The following is a 20,653-nucleotide window of genomic DNA, read 5'->3' on the forward strand; positions in this document are numbered from 1 at the left end:
GCGAAGCGGGCGAAGGCAGACGGCCGCGCTGCTTGGCGCGGCGATGCTCCTGGCGACCGCGGCACCGGCTTTCGCACAGAGCGCTCCGCCCATGCCGAGCGGCGGCGTGTTCACTGCGGGGAGCGGCACGATCCAGCCCGGTCCGTCGACGATGACGATCACCCAGAGCTCGGATCGCGGGGTGATCGACTGGCATGATTTCTCGATCGCCGCCGATCATCAGGTATCGATCCTCAACGGCAGCGGCGCCACGCTCAACCGGGTGAATGGCGGCACGCTGTCGCGGATCGACGGCATGCTGACCGCGACGGGATCGGTCTATCTGATGAACCCGCATGGCGTGGTCGTCGGCCCGGGCGGGCAGGTGCTCACCGGCGGCAGCTTCGTCGCCTCGACCCGGGCGATCGACGGCGATACGTTCATGGCCGGCGGCGCGCTGACGGCGAAGGGCAGTTCCGACGGCGCGATCGTCAATGCCGGATCGATCGTCTCGAGGACCGGTAGCGTGGTGATGATCGCTCGCGCGGTGGAGAACAACGGCTCCATCGTGGCCGGGCAGGGCCATGTAACGCTGGCGGCCGCCGACGAGGTGCTGCTCGCCGCCACCGATGGCAAGTCGGACGGCATCTATGTCTCCGTCGCCGGCGGGCGTGGCGACGTGACCCAAACCGGCCGGATCGAAGCGGCTTCGGTCGCGCTGCGCGCGGCGAACGGCAACATCTTCGCGCTCGCCGGCAATCGCGACGGACTGATCCAGGCCACCGGATCCGCGACGATCGATGGTCAACTCTGGCTCACCGCGCCGCAGGGCAAGGTGGAAGTATCCGGCACGCTCAAGGCAGTGAATGCCGATGGCAGCGGCGGGCGGATCGGCGTCAACGGCCATGACATAATCCTGGCGGGAACCGCCAACCTGTCCGCGGCGGGCACGCGCGGAGGACAGGTGCTGATCGGCACGTCCGGCTATGGCACCGGCGAGGGGCTGGCGCACAGCACCGTGATCGCGGATGGCGCACGGATCAGCACCGGCGGCCCGGGCGGGGGCGGGCTGATCGAGACGTCAGGGCATAGCTTCGATCTCGGCCCGGCCAGGATCCTGCCGGGCACCGGCGGCATCTGGCTGATCGACCCGGATGACCTGGTGATCGATGCCGCCGCAGCGACCGGCATCGTGACCTCGCTCAATGCGGGCGGCTCTACGGTCATGGTGCAAACCACCGCCGGCGGGACCGGCGGGGTGGGCGATATCACCGTCGCTTCGCCGATCGTCTGGACCCAGCCGACGGGCAACCTCACCATCGATGCCTATCGAAATATCGCGATCAATGCCGCGATCACCGGACCGGGAGACATCACGCTCAACGCGCAGGGCGCGCTAAGCGTGGGCGCGGCCGTTTCGGGTCGAGCAGTGCTTGCGCAGATCGCTGGCGCAGTGACGATCAACGCCGGGGGATCGCTGAGCGGCACTGGCAATGTCGACATTGTGGGCGCCAGCTTCACCAATCTGGCTGGGGCAGGCGCTGTTAGCTCGAGCGGCGGCACCTGGTCCATCGTGAGCGACGATGCCGCCAATTCGAGCGACGGCGGCCTGACGCCGGATTACTATCTCTACGACTATCTCAACGCCACCGGCGCGCCGACGACTGGCAACAGCCGCAAATATCGTGAGGCGCCCAGCGTCAGTTTCACGCTCGGCGCAGTCACCAAGACCTATGACGGCACGCCCGACATCGTGCTGGGCGCGAGCAACGTGAACCTGACCGGGTTGGTCAATGGCGACGATTTCACGCTCGACGGGATCTACGCCTCGAAGAATGCCGGCAACGGGATCGAAGTGACTGCCAGCAACTTCCTGGCGAACCGCGGCGGCGTCCCGGTCTATGGCTATAGCGTCACCACGCCCATGGTCACCGCGGCGGTGGGCACCATCGACCGCGCGGTACTGACCGCCGGGATCATCGGCACGCCGACCAAGACCTATAACGCGACCACGGCCGTTGCGCTCACATCGGCGAATTTCCAGCTGACCGGCGTGGTCTCGGGTGAAAGCATCGCGATCACCGGCGCGGCGAGCGCGGCCTATGACAGTGCCGGTGCCGGTTCCCGCACGGTCGACGCCACATTGCAGGCACCGAATTTCTCCGCGGGCAGCGGCACGCTGCTCACCAACTATGTCCTGCCCACCACCGCAACCGGAGCGGGACTGATCAATGCGGCCAAGATCCTGATCAGCGGTGTGACCGCCAACGACAAGATCTATGACGGCAACACGACCGCTCTGCTCAATACTGCCCGCGCGACAATTTTCGGCGTGGTGCCCGGCGACACGGTGACACTCGATGCGGCCGGTGCCACCGGCGTGTTCGCGACGAAGAATGTCGGCAATGCGATTGCAGTCACGGGCACCGGCTTCGTGCTGAGCGGGGCCAGTGCGGGCAATTACGTCATCAGCCAGCCGACTGGCCTTGCCGCCAACATCACCCCGCGCGATATCCTGGTCACCGGCCTGGTCGCCAACGACAAGGTGTATGACGGCACGCGCTTCGCCTCAGTCAACACCGATGGCCTGGTCATCAGCGGTATCGTCGTCGGAGACGACGTAATCCCGGTTGCCGGCACCGGTGCGCAGATCGCCTTTGCGCAGAAGGACGTAGGCAATGCGATCGGCGTCACCATCTCGGGTATCGGGCTGGGCGGCGTCGATGGCGGCAACTACAACCTCAACTTCGCCTCGAACCTGACCGCCAATATCACGCCGCGGCCGCTGACGATCAGCGGCAACGCCATGCTGACCAAGGTCTATGATGGCACGACCAACGCCGTGGTCGATTCCTCGCAAGTCGGGCTCGGCAACCTTGTTGCTGGAGAGTCGATCTTCATCACCCAGGCATCGGGGGTGAATTATGCCTCGAAGAATGTCGGCATCTGGAACGTCGATGTCGCGCTGAATCCGTCCGATTACCAGGCCGGGCCGAACACGTTGCTTTCCAACTATATCCTGCCGACGCTTGGCACGATCCAGGGCGAAATCACGCCGGCGCCACTGCATATCACGATCATCGGTAACCCGACCAAGACCTATGACGGCAACAACAGCGCTTCGCTGGGCCCGTCCAATTATCAGGTGGACGGCTTCATCACCGGCGAGGGCGCAGCGGTCAACCAGCCGAACGGCACCTATGCCTCTTCGGATGCCGGTGTGTGGACAGTCACCTCGGTGCTGAACGGCGGCAATTTCGATCCCTTCGCGGGCACGTTGATGTCGAACTACTATATTCCCGCGACGGCCACCGGCCTGGGGACGATCGTCCGGCGCAACCTTGGGCCGGGCGTGATCTATGTCGACATCACCGGCAATCCCACCAAGATCTATGACGGCAACAACATCGCGACGCTTGTGCCCGGCGACTATACGCTGGGCGGGTTCATTGCGGGTGAGGGGGCCATCATCACCCAGACGGTGGGCCAATATGGCGGCATCGATGCCGGCCCCCAGGCTGTGACGGTGCAGCTTGCCCCGGGCGACTTCAATCCCTCCCCTGGCACCAACCTCAACAACTACACGCTGCCCACGGTGGCGACCGGCATCGGCACGATCCTGAAGGCACCGCTGAGCATCGCGATCACGGGCAATCCCACCCGTGTCTATAACGGTCAGACGCGCATCGGTCTCACCAATGACGTGTTCACCATCACCGGCGTGGTGGCGGGCGAGAGCGTCACGGTGACGCCCGGCAATATCGGCAATTTCGACAGCGACGATGCCGGCAACCGCACGCTCACCGTCAATTTCCCGAGCCAGGCCAATTTCATCGCCGGCGCGAACACCTTGCTCACCAACTACACGCTGCCCACGGTGGCGACCGGACCCGGCACGATCACGCCGGCGCCGCTCAACGTCCTGAACGTTTCAGCGCTGAACAAGGTCTATGACCAGACGACCGCTGCGCAGCTGACGGGGACCGCGAGCCTGTTCGGTGCCATCTCGGGCGACGATGTCGTGTTGAGCTCGGTGGGATCGACCGGGACCTTCGCCACAGCGAATGTCGGCAACGGGATCGCTGTGACGGTGGCAGGTTACACGATTTCAGGTGCAGATGCCGCCAATTACCAGCTCTTCCAGCCGAGCGGAATCACCGCCAACATCACTCGGCGCGGGCTGACGATCGCAGGGCTGATCGCCAACGACAAACTCTATGACGGCAACACGACCGCTACGCTGGGCGGATCGCCCGTGCTCGTCGGCGTGCTGGGCGGCGACACGGTGATGCTCGATGGCGCCGCATCGACCGGCAGCTTCCTCCAGTCCAATGTCGGTGCCGATCTGCGGGTGAATATTGGTGGCTTCACCATCGCCGGCGCCCAGGCCGGCAATTATTCGCTCAGCCAGCCGACCGGGCTGACCGCCGACATCAATCCTGTGACGCTGATCGGCACGATCACCGGCAACCCGACCAAGACCTATGATGGCACGAGGAGCGTGTCGCTGGGTGCCGGTAATTATTCGCTGACCGGCTTCATCGCGGGCGAAGGCGGATCGATCGCCCAGTCCGCCGGTGCTGCCTATGACAGCGCCGATGCCGGTGGGCGCACGGTGACCGCGACGCTGGTGGTTTCCGATTTCGTCGCCAATGCCGGTACGCTGCTCAGCAACTACATCCTGCCCGGCACGATCTCCGGTGCGGGCACGATCAACCAGGCGATCCTGACCGCCGCGATCGTGGGCAACCCGACCAAGGTGTATGACGCGACCACTGTCGCGACACTGGGTGCCTCCAACTACGAGCTGGACGGCTTCGTTGCGGGCGAGGGCGCGACCGTCAATCAGACCGTGGGCGCCTATGGCGAGAAGAATGTCGGCACCCGCGGTGTCACCGCCACGCTTGGCTCGGGCGATTTCACCGCGAACAGCGGTACGCTGCTCTCCAACTATTTGCTGCCGGTCAGCGCTGCGGGCACCGGCACGATCACCCGGGCCCAGCTGCACGTGATCGGCATTCTGGCCAACGACAAAGTCTATGACGGTGCAACCGTCGCGACGCTGAACAGCGCGGGCGGCGGCCTGTCGGGTCTTCTCGGCAGCGATGTCGTCACGCTGGTTTCGGGCGGTGCCAGCGGCGCCTTCGCGACCAAGAATGTCGGCACCAACATCGCCGTTACCGCAACCGGCTACGGCATCACCGGTATCGATGCGCTGAACTACACGCTGCTGCAGCCGACCGGGCTGGCCGCGAATATCACTGAGGCGACGATCTCGCTCGCGTCGGTCATCAAGGTCTATGATTCAACTACCGGCCTGCCGACCGCGAACAGCGCCTATACGCTGAGCGGCGTCGTCGCCGGCGACACGGTATTCGTCAACGCCGCGGGGATCACCGGCAATTATGCCGACAAGAATGTAGGCACCGGCAAGGGCGTCACCGTGTCGGGCGTCGCGATCGGCGGTGCGGACGCGGCGAACTATACGATCGCGACAACGGCCACGAACCAGAATATCGGCATCATCACCCCGGCGCGGCTCGATGTCGTCGGCGCTGTGGCGCAGCGCAAGACCTATGATCGCACCACCACGGCGCAGATCGACAACACCAATACCGCGCTCGCCACCGTCTATGCGGGCGACCTGGTGACTCTCAATCTGACGAGCACCGGCAATTTCACTAACGCCAATGCCGGCGCCAGCAAGCCTGTCACCGCCACCGGATACAGCATTTCGGGCGCAGACGCCGGAAACTATCAGCTGTTCCAGCCGGTCGGTCTCAGCGCGACGATCGATCCCAAGCAGGTCTTCCTGATCGCAGTGCGCCGCGATTATACCGGCGATGTCACTCTGCCCACCGATGCCTCCGGCTATCTGTTCGACGGCGTGATCGCGGGCGACACGGTGTCAGCTAATCTGGCGGGCATCGGCGGCGCCTATGCCGACAAGAATGTCGCTGGCTCGCTTTCGGGCACCACGGTGAACAACGGCATTCCGGTCACGGTGACCGGCCTGATGCTCGGCGGCGCCAGCGCCGGCAACTATTTCGTTGACCCGAGCGTCGCTAGCCAGCCGATCGGTATTATCGATCCGAAGCAGCTCATTGCCGCGATCGTCAACAATCCCACCAAGACCTATGATGGCAACGACGTCGCTACGCTGGCCACGGGCAACTACCAGATCACCGGCTTCGTCGCCGGCGAAGGTGCGACGATCAACCAGACCCTGGGCACCTACGGCTCGGTCAATGCCGGCACCCGGTCGGTCACCGCGACCCTGACGGCCGGCAATTTCGACGTCGCCGGCGCTACCGCGCTCTCCAACTATATCCTGCCGACCAGCGCCACCGGCAACGGCACGATCGATCCCCGGATGCTCACTGTCTCGGGGGTGATCGCCGGCAACAAGATCTATGACGGCAACACTGTCGCCACGCTCAACAACGCGGGCGCGACGCTCAACAACGTCGTGCCGGGTGACACCGTGGCGCTGAACAGCAGCACGGCGACCGGCCAGTTCGCTACCAAAAATGTCGGCACCGGCATCATCGTGACGGCATCGGGTTACACGCTCGATAACAATTCCTTCGGCAACTATACACTGCAGCAGCCCGCCGGTCTTTCGGCAAACATCACCCAGGCACTGCTTACCCTCACCGGCGTGACCAAGGTCTATGACGGCACCACCGCGCTGCCGGGTACGGCGGGCGCGTATACGCTGAGCGGCATAGTGCCGGGCGATACCGTGACGATCGATACCGCAGCGGCGGTGGCGAGCGGCGGCTATGGCGACAAGAACGTCAACACTGCCATCCTTGTCTCGATCGGCAATCTGCAGGTCACCGGCGCGGACTCGGGCAACTACTCGATCGCGCCGTCGATCACGAACCTGGGGATCGGCACGATCACCCGCGCGCCGCTGACCGCGGCGATCATCGGCACGCCGACGCGAACCTATGACGGCACGACGGCGGCCGCACTGCTTTCGTCCAACTATCAACTGACCGGGTTCGTCGCAGGTGAAAGCGGAACCGTGAGCCAGACGATGGGCAGCTACAACTCCCCCGATGTTCTCACCGCCACCACGGTTACGGCCAATATCAACGGCTTCATCGTCGCAGGCACCAGCACCGACCTGAACAATTATGACCTGCCGACCAGCGCCAGCGGCGCAGGCATGATCAATCCCGCGGCGCTGGCGATCGCGATCATCGGCAGCCCGACCAAGATCTATGACGGCAACACTGCCGCGGCACTTGCCGGCGCCAACTATCAGCTGACCGGCTTCTTCCTGTCGGAAGGGGCGACGGTCACGCAAACCGCGGGCAGCTATGACGGTGCCAACGCGGGCGGGCACACGGTGACGACGACCCTCGTTGCGGGCGACTTCACCGCCAATGCGGGCACGCTGCTTTCCAACTATGTGCTGCCGACCAGCGCGAGCGGCACGGGCCAGATCGACCAGCGGGCTCTCACCGCGGCAGTGATCGGCACGCCGACCAAGACCTATGACGGCAACATGATCGCCACGCTGCTTTCGTCCAACTATCAGCTTACCGGCTTCGTCATCGGCGAAGGCGCAACGATCACCCGGACCGACGGCACCTATGCCGCTGCCAACGCCGGCAACCAGCTGGTCACCGTGTCGCTCGCCGCCGGAGACTTCGCTGCCAATCCGGGCACGCTGCTTTCCAACTATGTACTGCCCGGGGTTGCGACCGGGCCGGGCCTGATCAGCCGTGCAGTGCTCACCGCGCTGGTCATCGGCAACCCCAGCCGGGTCTATGACGGCACGGACGACGCCATCCTCGCCGGCGCCAACTATCAGCTGACCGGCTTTGTCACGGGGGAGGGGGCGACTGTCACCCAGACAGCCGGCAGTTATGACTCGGTCAATGCGGGATCGCGGACGGTGGATGTGCTGCTCGCAGCGGGCGACTTCACCGCGAATGCTGGGACCGATCTCGCCAACTATGTGTTGCCGACCATGGCCACCGGCGCCGGCACGATCACCCAGGCGATGCTGACCGCTGCGATCATCAACACGCCGACCAAGATCTATGACGGCAATGCGATAGCCACGCTGACCAGCACCAATTTCGGCCTGACGGGTTTCGTCAGCGGCGAGGGCGCGGTGGTGACCCGCACCAGCGGCGCCTACAGCTCGGCCAATGCCGGATCCCGGAACGTGACGACGAATCTTCTGGCAAGCGATTTCACTGCCACGGGCGGGACGCTGCTCAACAACTATATCCTGCCCACCAGCGCCAGCGGCGCCGGGCTGATCAACCAGCGCGCGCTCACCGCCGCGGTGACTGGTGTTCCGGAAAAGGTCTATGACGGCACCAATCTCGCCACGCTGACTTCGGCGAACTACCAGCTCACCGGTTTCGTCGCAGGCGAGGGGGCGACGGTGACCCAGACGAGTGGCACCTATGCGTCGAGCGATGCGGGCTTCCGTCAGGTCACGGTTGGACTGGGCATCGGAGATTTCGTCGCAAACTCGGGTACGTTGCTCAGCAACTACACTTTGCCGGCCGGCGCCAGCGGTGCCGGCCTGATCACGCGCGCGACCTTGACTGCGTTGATCATCGGCAATCCGACCAAAGTCTATGACGGCACGATCGGCATGCAGATCACCAGCGCGAACTATCAGCTGCTGGGGTTCGTATCTGGTCAGGGCGCTACCGTCACCGAAACCACGGCGCGGTACAACATCGCCGATGCAGGCGTCCGCACGATCCTGGCCAGCCTAGGCAGCGCCGATTTCGTCGCCAATCCCGGCACGTTGCTGACCAACTATATCCTGCCGGTCAGTGCTTCCGGTATCGGCACGATCGATCGCGCCACGCTCACCGCCGCGATTATCGGCAACCCGACCAAGGTCTATGACGGCAGCACCACCGCCACGCTGACTTCCGCCAACTACCAGCTCACGGGCTTCATCGGCAGCGAAGGCGCGACCGTCACCCGGACGGCAGGCACCTATGGCGGCGCCGACGCGGGCACCTGGACGGTCATGGCGGGCCTGTCCGCGGGAGACTTCACTGCGAACAGCGGGACACTGCTCTCCAACTATGTCCTGCCACTCAGCGCCAGCGGCACGGGAACGATCATCCAGGCCCAGATCCTGGCGAGCATCATCGGCACACCCAACAAGGTCTATGACGGGACGGATATCGCCACGCTGCTGAGCAGCAACTACCAGCTCGCCGGCTTCGTCGCAGGCGAGGGGGCGACCGTGACCCGGACCGCCGGCACCTATGCCTCCGCCAATGCCGGCTCGCGTGCCGTGAATGCCACGCTCACCGGCAGCGACTTCACTGCCAATGCCGGCACCAACCTGGCCAATTACATCCTGCCCACCAGCGCCGCCGGCCCCGGGCTGATCAGCCCGGCAGTGCTCAGCGCGATCGTGATCGGCATGCCGACCAAGACCTATGACGGGACCACGCTCGCCACGCTCAATTCCGGCAACTACCAGCTAGGCGGCTTCGTCGCGGGCGAAGGCGCGACAGTCACGCAGACGGCGGGCACCTATGCAAGCGCCGATGCCGGCACGCGGTTCGTCACTGCCACGCTCGCTGCAGGCGATTTCACCGCCGATGCCGGCACGCTGCTCTCCAACTATGTACTGCCCGCCACCGCCACCGGGCTCGGCCGGATCGACCAGGCAATACTCAGCGCGATCATCATCGGTAACCCCGGCAAAGCCTATGACGGTACCACGCTGGCCACGCTGATCCCTGGCAACTACCAGCTGAGCGGCTTCATCGCCGGCGAGGGGGCCAGCGTGAGTCAGACCAGCGGCAGCTATGCCACTGCCCAGGCCGGCGCGCATCTCGTCACCGCCAATCTCGGCAGCGGCGATTTCACGGCGAATGCCGGTACCAATCTGGCCAATTACGCCTTGCCGACGAGCGCCAACGGACTCGGCACGATCAATCGCGCCGTGCTGACGGCGGCGATCATCGGTAATCCCGGCAAGACCTATGACGGCAATGCCGTCGCCGTGCTCACTTCGGCCAATTACGCGCTCTCCGGCTTTGCGAGCGGCGAGGGGGCGGTCGTGAGCCAGGGCTCGGGCAGCTATGCCTCGTCCAATGCCGGATCCTGGCTGGTGACCGCGCTGCTCGGCTCGGGGGACATCACCGCCAATGCGGGTACCGATCTCGCCAACTACATCCTGCCGACCAGCGCCATGGGGCCCGGAACGATCAATCGCGCAATGCTCACCGCTGCGATCATCGGCAACCCGACGCGTATCTACAACGGCACCACCGCTGCCGCGCTAACCGCCGCCAACTACCAGTTGATCGGGTTCATCGCGGGCGAGGGAGCAACGATCAATCAGGCGACGGGCAATTACGACACGCCCAACGCGGGCGCGCGCACCGTGACGGTGATCCTGGCGAGCCAGGACTTCGCGGCGAATGCGGGCACGCTGCTCGGAAATTATGTACTGCCCGTCAGCGCGAGCGGCGCCGGGCAGATCGACCGCGCCTTGCTGACAGCTGCGATCGTCAACACGCCGACCAAGACCTATGACGGCACGACGCTCGCCACGCTGACTGCCGGCAATTTCGCGCTTACCGGCTTCGTCGCCGGGGAAGGCGCAATGGTCACCCGCAATGCCGGGATCTACAGTTCCGCCAACGCCGGGGCGCGTACCGTCACTACCAGTCTGGTCGCTTCCGATTTCGCCGCGAGCCAGGGCACGTTGCTGTCCAACTATATCCTGCCGGCCGGCGCGACCGGCGCGGGCCTGATCAACCGGGCCGACCTCGTCGTCACCGTCACCGGCAACCCCACCAAGCCCTTTGACGGTAACACCAGTGCCACGCTTGGCGCATCGGACTTCACCATCGGCGGCTTCGTACCGGGAGAAGGGGCGATCATCACCGAGACCCATGGTAACTATGCCAGTGCAAGGCCCGGGACTCATCAGGTGAGCGTATCCCTCGATCCCGGGGACTATTCCGCGAACCAGGGCACTTTGCTCTCGAACTACAATCTGCCTTCGGTTGCGGTCGGCCCGGGCGAGATTACCCGGTCGGGCACTGCCTGCGCAGTCCCCTATGCCACCGATTGCGAGCTCAACGGGCTGGCCCAACTGTTCGGCGTGCCGCGCTTCTACATCCCCTATCCCTCGGCCTACACGCCGTATTTCGCGCGGACCAACGGGCTTGCCGGCCTGCCGGGCGTGCTGCGCCAGGCGAGCGTCACTCCCATTCCGGGCGGCCTGCTGATCCGCACCGGCATGCCGACGATCAACTCGCCCGAGGCGATCCTGATGCAGGGTGAAGCGGGCAAGACCTTCACGATCCTCTTCCCGCCCGAGCAAACCCCAGCGCCGCTCGATCTTGAGGAGACCAAGCCCTGATGCGCCGCCTTGCATGCCTGTCGCTGGCCGCGCTCGCCGCCGCGACTCCCGCTGCCGCCCAGGATTTCAAGCGCGTAGTCCCGAAGCTGCCCCCGGCGCCGGCGCCAGCCGAGGTGAGGGTCCCCGATCAGGCTCCGCCGCCGGTGGACGATCAGACGGTGCTGGTGCCCGAACTCAAGGGTGTCGTATTCGTCAACGGCATCGCGGCGGTTCGGCCTGTCACCGACATGCCCGGCGGCCTGGCCGCACCGGATCTGCCGCTGCTTCAGACCCCCGAATTCGCTGCCCGCGTGCGGTCCTATCTTGGTCGCCCGCTCACCCGTGCAGGACTGAACGCGATCGCCCGGCTGGTGCGTGACGCTTATCGCGCCGCGGAACAGCCTTTCCTGGAGGTCAGCGTGCCGCCGCAGAATGTGCAGTCGGGCGTCGTGCAGTTCGTCGTCACGCCCTACCGCGTCGGCGAGATACGCGTGACCGGCAACAAGCATTTCTCCGGCCGGCTGATCCGCGGGATGGGCGACTTGCACAGCGGTGAACAGCCCACGCTGCCGCGGCTGCGCAAGGCTCTCGACGACTATAACCAGAACCCCTTCGTCACGATCAATGCCATCGCCAGTCCTGGCGCGGAGACGGGGGTGACCGACATCAATCTCGAGGCGAAGGAGACCTTCCCGCTTCGCGTCTATGGCGGTTACGACAATCAGGGTACGGCGCTGCTGGGGCGCGACGAATGGTATGCCGGTTTCAACTGGGGGAATGTGCTCGGCACGGGGCAGATACTGTCCTACCAGTTCACCCGCAGCTTCAAGGGCCGCTATACCTCGCATTCGGTGAGCGACACCGTGCCGCTCGGCCCGGACGATCGACTGCTGTTCTTTGGCGCCTATGCGATCCAGGATCCTGATCTCGGCCCGATCTTCAAGAGCAAGGGGCATTCGGGGCAGATCAGCGGCCGCTGGGCGCATGATTTGCCGGGCTCGACCCGCGTGAAGCATAACCTCCAGATCGGGGTGGATTACAAGCGCACCGACAACAACCTGGACTTTCTGGGTTTCCGCATCCTCGATTCCGCGGTGGAGATATTCCAGATCCCCGTCACCTATAACGGTACCTTCATTGATGGCGGCGGCCGCACCGTGGTCGACGCAAGCTGGACCTTCTCGCCGGGCGGAGTGACTGCGCACAACAAGGATGCCGCGCTCAACCTGCTCGTGCCCTATTCGGACGCGACCTATGGCTATGGCCGCATCTCGGTGACGCGCACCACTTTCCTGCCCAAGGGTGTCACCTGGATCGTGCGCGGCATGTTCCAGGGGGCGACGGGCAACCTGCCCAACAGCGAGCAGCTTGGCGGCGGCGGCATCGGCAGCGTACGCGGCTATGATCCAAACACCGCGCTCGGCAGCGAAGGCCTGCTGCTCAGCACCGAGCTGCGCACGCCGGTCTTCCATCTGCTCGACAAGAAGATGGACGATTATCTTCAGTTCGGCGTGTTCATGGACTATGCCAGCCTGTGGCAGCCCACGCCCTATCCCGATCTCCCGCATCGCGACGAACTGGCCAGCGTCGGCTTCAACGTGAACTACGGGATCGGCCGGCATCTCGACCTGCAGCTCCAGGTCGGGCGCCAGCTGAAGCGGGCGCCGTTCGAGACCGAGAAGAAGACGCGGGCGTCGATCATCGCGACCATCGGGTTCTGAGCCGATGCCGTGCCATGCGGTGGGGCGATAGGGTTGTTGCTGCCTTTCATTGCCGCGCCGATGCTGGCGATCACCGGCATCACCTCGGCCGTGCATGCACCGGAGGCCAGCGTGACCGGCATTGAGCTGGCGATGATCCATGCTCCTGGCGACGCAGATGAAGTGCCGGCCGATGGCGGCAACGCCATTCGATCTGTCACGGCCATGATCTGGCCGCGCCGGTACGAGCGTTGAGGGCGCCCGGTTTCGATTGCGCCCGGCGCATCATCTGCCTCATTGCCAGCGTCGCTGAGTGCGTGTGGTGCATCCGCGCCGGTTGCAGAGCCGGAAACCGTACCGCCGAAGCCCATGGGGCGGCACGGTCATGCTGAGAGTGGAGCAGATCGCAGCCGCCGGCATCGCCTTTGTCCGTTTCGCTCCAGGAGGGGCGGGGCCGCGATCAAAGTCCCCGCCGAGGCGTTCGACCTGCAACAGATGCGGCGCCCGAGGACATCATCGACACGGCGCATCCGCACCTCCGACAGCCAGATTAGATCACTCATGGCGCGCCATATTCACGCGGCGCTGGCTGATCTTGCGCCGCCGTTTCGAGCCTGCTGAGCCGATCTGGGCAACCAGCTATCGCCGCCTTGGCATCGGCGCCTATGATGGGTGGTCCGAATCCGGAGGACGACCATGACGCCTATCGAGGCCCAGCCCGTTGCCGCACGCCTCTCGCGCTCCGCGATCTTAGTGGCGTCCGGCCCCGGACGGGCCACGGCGGCGTGAGCCCGTCACCGGCCAGCGCGATCGAGCTTCCCATGCGCCGGCTCGGCCTTGCGGAATCTGGAAACGAGGCGTTGACGCGGCTCGTGCCGATCGAGGCACCGGTCTCGGTCGAGGTCGGCGGCCTCGGCTATGCGGTCATGATGGCCACGCCTTCCGACCTTCACGACTATGCGCTCGGCTTCGCCCTGGGTGAAAATTTGGTGGACCGGCCGGACGAGGTCGACGGCGTCGATGTTGATGAGGTCGCCGGTGGGTGGGCCGTGCGAATCTGGCTGCCGCCCGAGCGAATGGAACGCGTGCACGCGCGAGCGCGCCGGCGCGTCTCCGAAAGCAGCTGCGGATTGTGCGGCATGGACAATATCGACGAAGTGCTGCGCCCGCTGCCGAACGTCACCGTCCGGATCCGCGTGGACAGCGCCGCCATCGCGCGCTCCCTGGCGTCCCTGCGGAACCATCAACCGCTCGGCCGGGAGACCGGCGCGGTCCACGCCGCCGCGTTCTGCACGGCGGACGGCCAGATCCTTTGCGTGCGGGAGGATGTCGGCCGGCACAACGCGCTCGACAAGCTGATCGGCGCGCTGGCGCTCGGAGGGATAGATCCGGCGGGCGGGTTCATCCTGCTATCCGCGCGGTGCAGCTACGAACTGGTCGAGAAGACGGTGCGCGCCGGCTGCCCGATGCTCGTCACCATCTCCGCGCCGACCAGCCTGGCCGCCGAGCGGGCGGCGGGGGCCGGCTTGACGCTGGTTGCGCTTGCGCGAACGGATTCGGCACTGATCGTCAGCGATGTGCAGCAGATGATCGCATGAGAACGCTGGGCGTTGTTCTGGCCGGCGGCCAATCCCGGCGCTTTGGATCGGACAAGGCAGTGGCGATGCTGCGCGGCCGAACGCTGCTCGACCATGCGATCGATGCGCTACGGCCCTTTTGCGAGGCGCTGGCGATCGCCGGGCGAGCCTCGTCCGACCTGATGTCCATCGACGATCGGCCGCACCCCGGGCTAGGGCCGCTCGGCGGCCTCGCCGGTGCCCTGGCCTATGCCAACGACCAGGGGTTTGCCCAGGTGCTCAGCATCTCCGTCGATTGCGTCTGGCTGCCACCCGACATCCTTCGACTTCTCGATCCTGCTCCCTCCTGCCTGGCCGGGCAGCCGGTCATCGGCCTGTGGCCCGCTGCCGCCCTGGCCGACCTTGACGCCGAGCTGGCCGGCGATGGCGGACGATCCGTCCGCGCCTTTGCCGCGCGGATCGGCGCGCGGGCGGTGGTGGGGGATTTTGCGCCGCCGAACATCAATACGCCGGCTGACCTGGCACAGGCGGCCGCCGCCCGCGCCGCGCCGCGCTAGCCGGCCACCACGCGAACCGGAATGGACTTGGCGGCCGGCGTGCCGCTGGTCTTGTCGTGATAGTCGAGCGGCAGAAGCGGATTGAGCTCCGGATAGTAGCCGGCGACCGATCCGCGAGCCATCGGATAGTCAAGGAGCGTCAGCCCCTCGACACGGCGGTCGATCCCATCGTCGCTGATCGTCTCAAGCGCGACGCGCGATCCAGCCTCCAGTCCGCGGCAGGTGCGGTCCTCGGCGTTCATGAAGAGGACCATGCGATCATTGTACACGCCGCGATAACGGTCGTTGTAGCTGTAGATCGTCGTGTTGAACTGGTCGTGCGAGCGCACCGTGGCGAGGCGCAGCATCTCCGGGTCGGCGACCGGCGCGTTCACCTCAAGGCCGGGTAGGACCAGGAAGTTGGCCTTGCCATTGGCGGTCTGCCAGACGCGGCGGCGCGGCGGCACATCGAGGTGGAAGCCGTTGGGCGCTTGAATACGCTCGGAAAAATCGCTGTATATCGCCGGATAGACGTCAGCGATCCTGTCGCGGATGCGGCCATAGTCGTCGATATAATCGGCCCAGGGCACCTTGCTCGCCGGCAGCGTCGCCATCGCCATCCGGCAGACGATCTCCACCTCCGGCATGAGGTCCGGGCTCGCCGGCTCCAGAACGCCGCGCGACGAGCTGACGTTCGAGAAGGAATCCTCGATCGTGATGAACTGCTCGCCCAGCGCCGTGCGGATCGCCTCGGAACGCGCGACGACGGGGAGGATGAGCGCCTCGCGGCCGTGAACGAGATGGCCGCGGTTGAGCTTGGTGGTGATCCCGACGGTCAAGGCGAGCTTGCGCATCGCCGCATAGGACCGGTCGGTGTCGGGGACGGCACGGACGAAATTGCCGCCAAGACCGATGAAGACCTTGGCGGTACCCCGCTCCATCGCCGCCACGCTCTCGACCGTGTGGTGGCCGTGGGCGCGGGGCGGGTCGAACCCGAAGACGTCGCGGACGCGGTCGAGATAGGCCGTTGACGGCTTCTCGTCGATGCCGACGGTGCGGTCGCCCTGGACGTTGGAATGGCCGCGGATGGGCGAGATGCCGGCGCCGGGCCGGCCGAAATTGCCCTTGAGCAGCAACAGGTTCGCGACCTGCTGGACCAGTTCGGACCCCCGCAACTGCTGGGTGATGCCCATGCCGTAGCAGATCATCGTCGCACGGGCGCGGATATAGATTTCGGCGCAGCGGCGGATCTGCGCCTCCTCGACGCCGGACGCGGCGACGATGTCGGGCCATGCGAGGGCCAGGACCTCGTCGCGGACCGCCTCGATGCCGACCGTGTGTTTGGTGAGGAAATCGTGATCGAGAATCGCCTCGCCGGCCGCTTCCCGCTCGAACATGACCTTCATCATGCCCTTCAGCAGCGCGAGGTCGCCGCCGATCCGGATGTGCACGAACTCGCTGGTGATCGGGGTCGAGCCGAACGTCGCCATCTGCACGATGTCCTGCGGCTCGGTAAAGCGGATCAGCGCCCGCTCCGGCATCGGATTGACCGCGACGATCGGGACGCCGCGTTTCCGCGCCTCGACCAGGTTGCTCATCATGCGTGGCGAATTGGTGCCGGTATTCTGCCCGAGGATGAAAATGGCGTCCGTATGCTCGAAATCCTCCATGACCACGGTGCCCTTGCCGATCCCGATCGAGAGCGGCAGGCCGCGGCTGGTCGGCTCGTGGCACATATTCGAGCAGTCTGGGAAATTGTTCGTCCCGAACTCGCGCACGAAGATGGAATAGAGGAAGGCCGCTTCGTTCGGGGTGCGTCCCGAGGTATAGAATTCCGCTTCGTCGGGGCTGTCCAGCACCTGGAGATGGCGCCCGATCGTGGCGAACGCCTCGTTCCAGCCGACCGGCACATATTTGTCCGAAGCCGCGTCATAGCGCATCGGCTCGGTGAGGCGGCCCTGCATCTCCAGCCAATAATCCGTCTGTTCCATCAGCTCGGTGACGGTGTGCCGTGCAAAGAAATCCCGGGTAACGCGGAATTTGGTGGCCTCATGCGCCAGTGCCTTGGCGCCATTCTCGCAGAAATCGAGCGTCTTCTTGCAGTCGGCGTCGGGGTAGGCGCAGCTCGGGCATTTGAAGCCGCCGGGCTGGTTCATCGAGAGGAGGGCACGCGAGCCCTTGGTGATGACGCTCTGCTCGAGCAGAACCTTGGCGGTCGCCGCCGCGGCGCCCCAGCCACCGGCCGGATGGTTGTAGGTCTTGTACCGAGGCGTGTCGTCGACCATCGCGCAACTCCCCGACTTTCGTAGAACATATTCCCTGTCATCTCCATAGGGGCTTGGCGCGCCGCGCCCGCAGGAGCATCATCCCGCGATGGCCAACGCGGCGCCCCTGATCGACGGCTTCGGACGCCGCATCTCCTACGTCCGGCTGTCCGTCACCGACCGCTGCGACCTCAGATGCCGTTATTGCATGGCCGAGAATATGACGTTCCTGCCCAGGGACCGGATACTGAGCTTCGCCGAGATCGAGCAGCTGAGCGACATCCTGATCCGGCGTGGAGTGCGCAAGATCCGCCTCACCGGCGGCGAACCGCTGGTCAGGCGTGGCATCCTCGATCTCGTAGCCGCGCTCGGCACACGACTCGGCCAGGGGCTCGACGAGCTTACCCTGACCACGAACGCGACCCAGCTCGCGGCGGCGGCGTCCGCCCTGTTCGAGAGCGGCATCCGGCGGATCAATGTCAGCCTGGACAGCCTCGATGCGGCGCGTTTCGCTATGATCACGCGGCGGGGCAGGCTCGACCAAGTGCTGGTTGGCATCGCCGCTGCGAAGGCTGCGGGGCTGCGGCTCAAGATCAACATGGTCGTGCTCAAGGGGCTGAACGACGACGAAATCGTGCCGATGATGCGCTGGTGCGCGGGCGAAGGGCATGATCTTACCCTGATCGAGACCATGCCGCTCGGGACGATCGACGAGGACCGGGCCGACCGCTACGTGCCGCTCGACGCGGTGAAGGCCGATCTCCAGGCGCGGTTCACGCTGACGCCGTCGATCACCCGGACCGGCGGGCCGGCACGCTATTTCGACGTGGCCGGGTTGGAGCTGCAACTGGGCCTCATCACGCCTCTCACCAACAATTTCTGCTCCGGTTGCAACCGCATCCGGATCACCGCGACGGGGACGGTGTTCGGCTGCCTCGGGCACGACGACAAGGTCGAGTTGCGCGGCTTGTTGCGGCGTGGCGGGGCGGCGCGCGTCGAAGCGGCGCTCGACGCGCTGCTGGTGGCCAAGCCGAAGCGGCACGCGTTCGACATCGCCGCCGCGGCGCCCGCCGTCGCTCGCCATATGAGCGTAACCGGAGGCTGACTGCCCGGCGCGGTGCTGCCGGTCGCCGGCACCGAAATGATCCTCGCCTAGAAATCGAGCACGTCGACGGTCTCGCCGGCCACGCGCGCCGGCGCGCCGATGCCGCGACGTACGAGCAACTCGGCGGCGGCGAGCGCGCGTTGCGCGCCGCTGTCCTGGTCCGAAAGCGGCATGACCCGGTTTCTGGCCCAGCATGCGCGCGCGAAGGTCTCGCGATCGCGAACCGCCGGAAGCCCCTCGGCCAGCAAGGCCTCCCGCCAGCACAATGCGGAGCTCGGATCGCCGCCGCTCATGCGCAGCAATAGCGGCGCGAGGAACAGGCGTGCGGCGACCAGCGCCGACGTCGGATTGCCCGGCAGGCCGAGCACCAACTTGCCCCTCGCGCGCCCGAGCCACACGGGTTTGCCCGGCTTGATGGCGACTTTGGTGAAGATGAATTCGAGGCCCGCCGGCCCGAACATGGTCTTGGCATGATCCTTCTCGCCCACCGACGCGCCGCCGGTCACGACGATCAGGTCGGCCGCATCCAGCGCGGCGCGGGCCGCGTGTTCCAGCACGCCGGAATCGTCGGGCAGCCGGTACCGGCCGGCCGGCGCGCCGCTCCATTGCGCTGCCATGGCAGCGACGCCGAAGGACACACTTTCGGGAATCGCAACCGGAGAAGCGCGAGCCGTGCCCGGTTCCGCCAGCTCATCGCCCGTGGCGAGCACGATCACGCGCGGCCGGCAATGGACTTCGATCTCCGGCAGATCGGCCGCCGCCGCCGTCACTATCGACCGCGCATCGAGCCGCGTTCCGGCGGCGAGCAATATCTCTCCAGAGCGAAAGTCTCCTCCCTGCGGCCGGATGTGCCTGGCAGGCCCGAGCGGCTTCTCGAAGCGTACGACACCGCCGTCGCGCGTCACCTGCTCCTGGATCACAACGCGATCGGCGCCCGGTGGAACCGGGGCACCGGTGAAGATGCGCACGCAGGCCCTCTCGCCGACTTCAGGCAGATCGGGCTGGCCGGGAAGGGATTCGCCGGCCAGCCGCAGCCGGGCCGGCAAGCGAGCCAGATCCGCCTCGCGCACAGCATAGCCGTCCATCGCCGAGGCGTCGGCGCGCGGGGCGTCGAGACTGGCGACGATGTCGACGGCAAGAATCCGTCCGGCGGCCTGGTCGAGCGGGATGCACTCAACCGCCGTGCGTTCCGGCAGCGCGGCAATGCGCTCGCAAGCTTCATCGAAGCCGATCATTCGGCCGACCAGCGGTTCGGTCTGCCGCCGGCCCTGGCTGTCGGGCGCAAATTGGCAACCCACATGCCGCGGTCGATCGCGCTCAGCTTGTCGTAGGGCGTCGGGGCGACGGCGCTGCACGGCGCGTCGATCTCAAGCCCAAGTTCGCGAATAACCCGGTCGGCCGGCCGGCCGAAGGCGACGATGGCGAGAGCCCGGCTCATGGAGCCCGTCTTGGCACGGGCATCAGCGGTGCGCTACTCTCATCTCGGACCCATTAGGTCGTCCGGGTCGCACTTCCAGCCTCCCGCAGGCTCTGGGATGCATGATGTTCCGTGTTCACCGAAAGGTCTGCAGCGTCGGTAGCTAGAATGCCCGCTTTCTTGCTGTTCTCGCTCAATAGCCGCCAGTCCGCTTCCGGCCCAAAAGCTGCCGGACCGGAACGCGCCTCAACATCGGTCATTGGGAGTGACTGCAGGAGATCTCGAAGCAGCTGTCTGCTCAACCCGACAGGAGCGCCGCAATTGGGGCTTTCCTTCGCCGACCGCTTTGCGCTTGCGGGGGCAAGGCAAACAACCGTCGCTCCCGAATGCAACAGAATGGGCAATTTTGTTGCACGATGAATCATTTAATTTCAGATACTTAAATTACTCGATACTATCGTTGGCATTGCATCTTTCCCCATTCTCCATGAGCGATCGCCGTTAATAAAATAACATCCGAAATGGCTTGAATTGTCGTAGCGGATTTCTCGTGTTGGCAAGGCACCGCTTTCCATCAATACTCAAGCCGCTTGCAGGATCGCCCGCGATTCTTTCAAGCCAAAGAAGGGGGAGGTATGCGCATGAGGCTTCTACTCGGCGTCGGCCTGGCTGCGATGATCGCTTCATCGGCGCAGGCCTCGGAGACCGTCACC

At 65.5% G+C, this 20,653-nt stretch carries 9 protein-coding genes; 6 read left to right on the forward strand and 3 right to left on the reverse strand.

Going from position 1 to position 20,653, the window contains the following annotated elements; all coding sequences use genetic code 11:
* Nucleotides 1-43: 43 nt before the first annotated feature.
* The 5 genes from FFS08_RS06945 (at nucleotide 44) to mobA (ending at nucleotide 15,175) form a co-directional block, all read left to right on the forward strand.
* The gene (locus FFS08_RS06945) at nucleotides 44-11,362 is read left to right on the forward strand and encodes a YDG domain-containing protein (RefSeq protein WP_171012502.1); all 11,319 of its coding nucleotides are present in this window, start codon (nucleotides 44-46) and stop codon (nucleotides 11,360-11,362) included.
* Entirely contained in the window at nucleotides 11,362-13,062 is a 1,701-nt protein-coding gene (locus tag FFS08_RS06950) for a ShlB/FhaC/HecB family hemolysin secretion/activation protein (RefSeq protein WP_137863556.1), read from the forward strand. Before FFS08_RS06945 ends, FFS08_RS06950 begins: the two co-directional genes overlap by 1 nt.
* 33 nt (nucleotides 13,063-13,095) lie before the next feature.
* Nucleotides 13,096-13,296, forward strand: coding sequence for a hypothetical protein (locus FFS08_RS06955; protein WP_137863555.1), 201 nt, complete (start codon nucleotides 13,096-13,098; stop codon nucleotides 13,294-13,296).
* A 566-nt stretch (nucleotides 13,297-13,862) separates the two neighbouring features.
* Entirely contained in the window at nucleotides 13,863-14,639 is a 777-nt protein-coding gene (gene fdhD / locus FFS08_RS06960; RefSeq protein WP_137863554.1) for a formate dehydrogenase accessory sulfurtransferase FdhD, read from the forward strand.
* Nucleotides 14,636-15,175, forward strand: a complete 540-nt coding sequence (gene mobA, locus FFS08_RS06965; RefSeq protein WP_137863553.1) for a molybdenum cofactor guanylyltransferase — start codon at nucleotides 14,636-14,638, stop codon at nucleotides 15,173-15,175. Before fdhD ends, mobA begins: the two co-directional genes overlap by 4 nt.
* Here the strand turns inward: mobA and FFS08_RS06970 are convergent.
* A complete protein-coding gene (locus FFS08_RS06970) occupies nucleotides 15,172-17,439 on the reverse strand; it encodes an FdhF/YdeP family oxidoreductase (protein WP_137863552.1) in 2,268 nt (755 codons plus the stop codon). The genes mobA and FFS08_RS06970 overlap by 4 nt on opposite strands.
* An 88-nt stretch (nucleotides 17,440-17,527) precedes the next feature.
* Here FFS08_RS06970 and moaA point away from each other — a divergent pair, with 88 nt between their 5' ends.
* Complete coding sequence (gene moaA, locus FFS08_RS06975) at nucleotides 17,528-18,523, forward strand: GTP 3',8-cyclase MoaA (protein WP_137863551.1); 996 nt, start codon at nucleotides 17,528-17,530, stop codon at nucleotides 18,521-18,523.
* 47 nt (nucleotides 18,524-18,570) lie between these two features.
* Here the strand turns inward: moaA and FFS08_RS06980 are convergent, their stop codons facing one another.
* Both FFS08_RS06980 and FFS08_RS06985 read right to left on the reverse strand, forming a co-directional pair.
* The gene (locus FFS08_RS06980) at nucleotides 18,571-19,758 is read right to left on the reverse strand and encodes a molybdopterin molybdotransferase MoeA (protein ID WP_137863550.1); all 1,188 of its coding nucleotides are present in this window, start codon (nucleotides 19,756-19,758) and stop codon (nucleotides 18,571-18,573) included.
* Nucleotides 19,755-19,961: a hypothetical protein gene (locus FFS08_RS06985; RefSeq protein ID WP_137863549.1), complete on the reverse strand. Its 207-nt coding sequence runs from the start codon at nucleotides 19,959-19,961 to the stop codon at nucleotides 19,755-19,757. The genes FFS08_RS06980 and FFS08_RS06985 overlap by 4 nt, the downstream gene beginning before the upstream one ends.
* Nucleotides 19,962-20,653 lie beyond the last annotated feature (692 nt).

Origin of the sequence: Sphingomonas sp. 1F27F7B, from assembly GCF_005503355.1 — a bacterium.
Classification (GTDB): domain Bacteria; phylum Pseudomonadota; class Alphaproteobacteria; order Sphingomonadales; family Sphingomonadaceae; genus Sphingomonas.

Bases quoted from the DNA above. Each gene is read 5' to 3' on its own strand.
- FFS08_RS06945 (WP_171012502.1), top strand. From the start codon at position 44: ATGCTCCTGGCGACCGCGGCACCGGCTTTCGCACAGAGCGCTCCGCCC.
- FFS08_RS06950 (WP_137863556.1), top strand. From the start codon at position 11,362: ATGCGCCGCCTTGCATGCCTGTCGCTGGCCGCGCTCGCCGCCGCGACT.
- fdhD (WP_137863554.1), top strand. From the start codon at position 13,863: ATGCGCCGGCTCGGCCTTGCGGAATCTGGAAACGAGGCGTTGACGCGG.
- mobA (WP_137863553.1), top strand. From the start codon at position 14,636: ATGAGAACGCTGGGCGTTGTTCTGGCCGGCGGCCAATCCCGGCGCTTT.
- FFS08_RS06970 (WP_137863552.1), bottom strand. From the start codon at position 17,439: ATGGTCGACGACACGCCTCGGTACAAGACCTACAACCATCCGGCCGGT.
- moaA (WP_137863551.1), top strand. From the start codon at position 17,528: ATGGCCAACGCGGCGCCCCTGATCGACGGCTTCGGACGCCGCATCTCC.
- FFS08_RS06980 (WP_137863550.1), bottom strand. From the start codon at position 19,758: ATGATCGGCTTCGATGAAGCTTGCGAGCGCATTGCCGCGCTGCCGGAA.
- FFS08_RS06985 (WP_137863549.1), bottom strand. From the start codon at position 19,961: ATGAGCCGGGCTCTCGCCATCGTCGCCTTCGGCCGGCCGGCCGACCGG.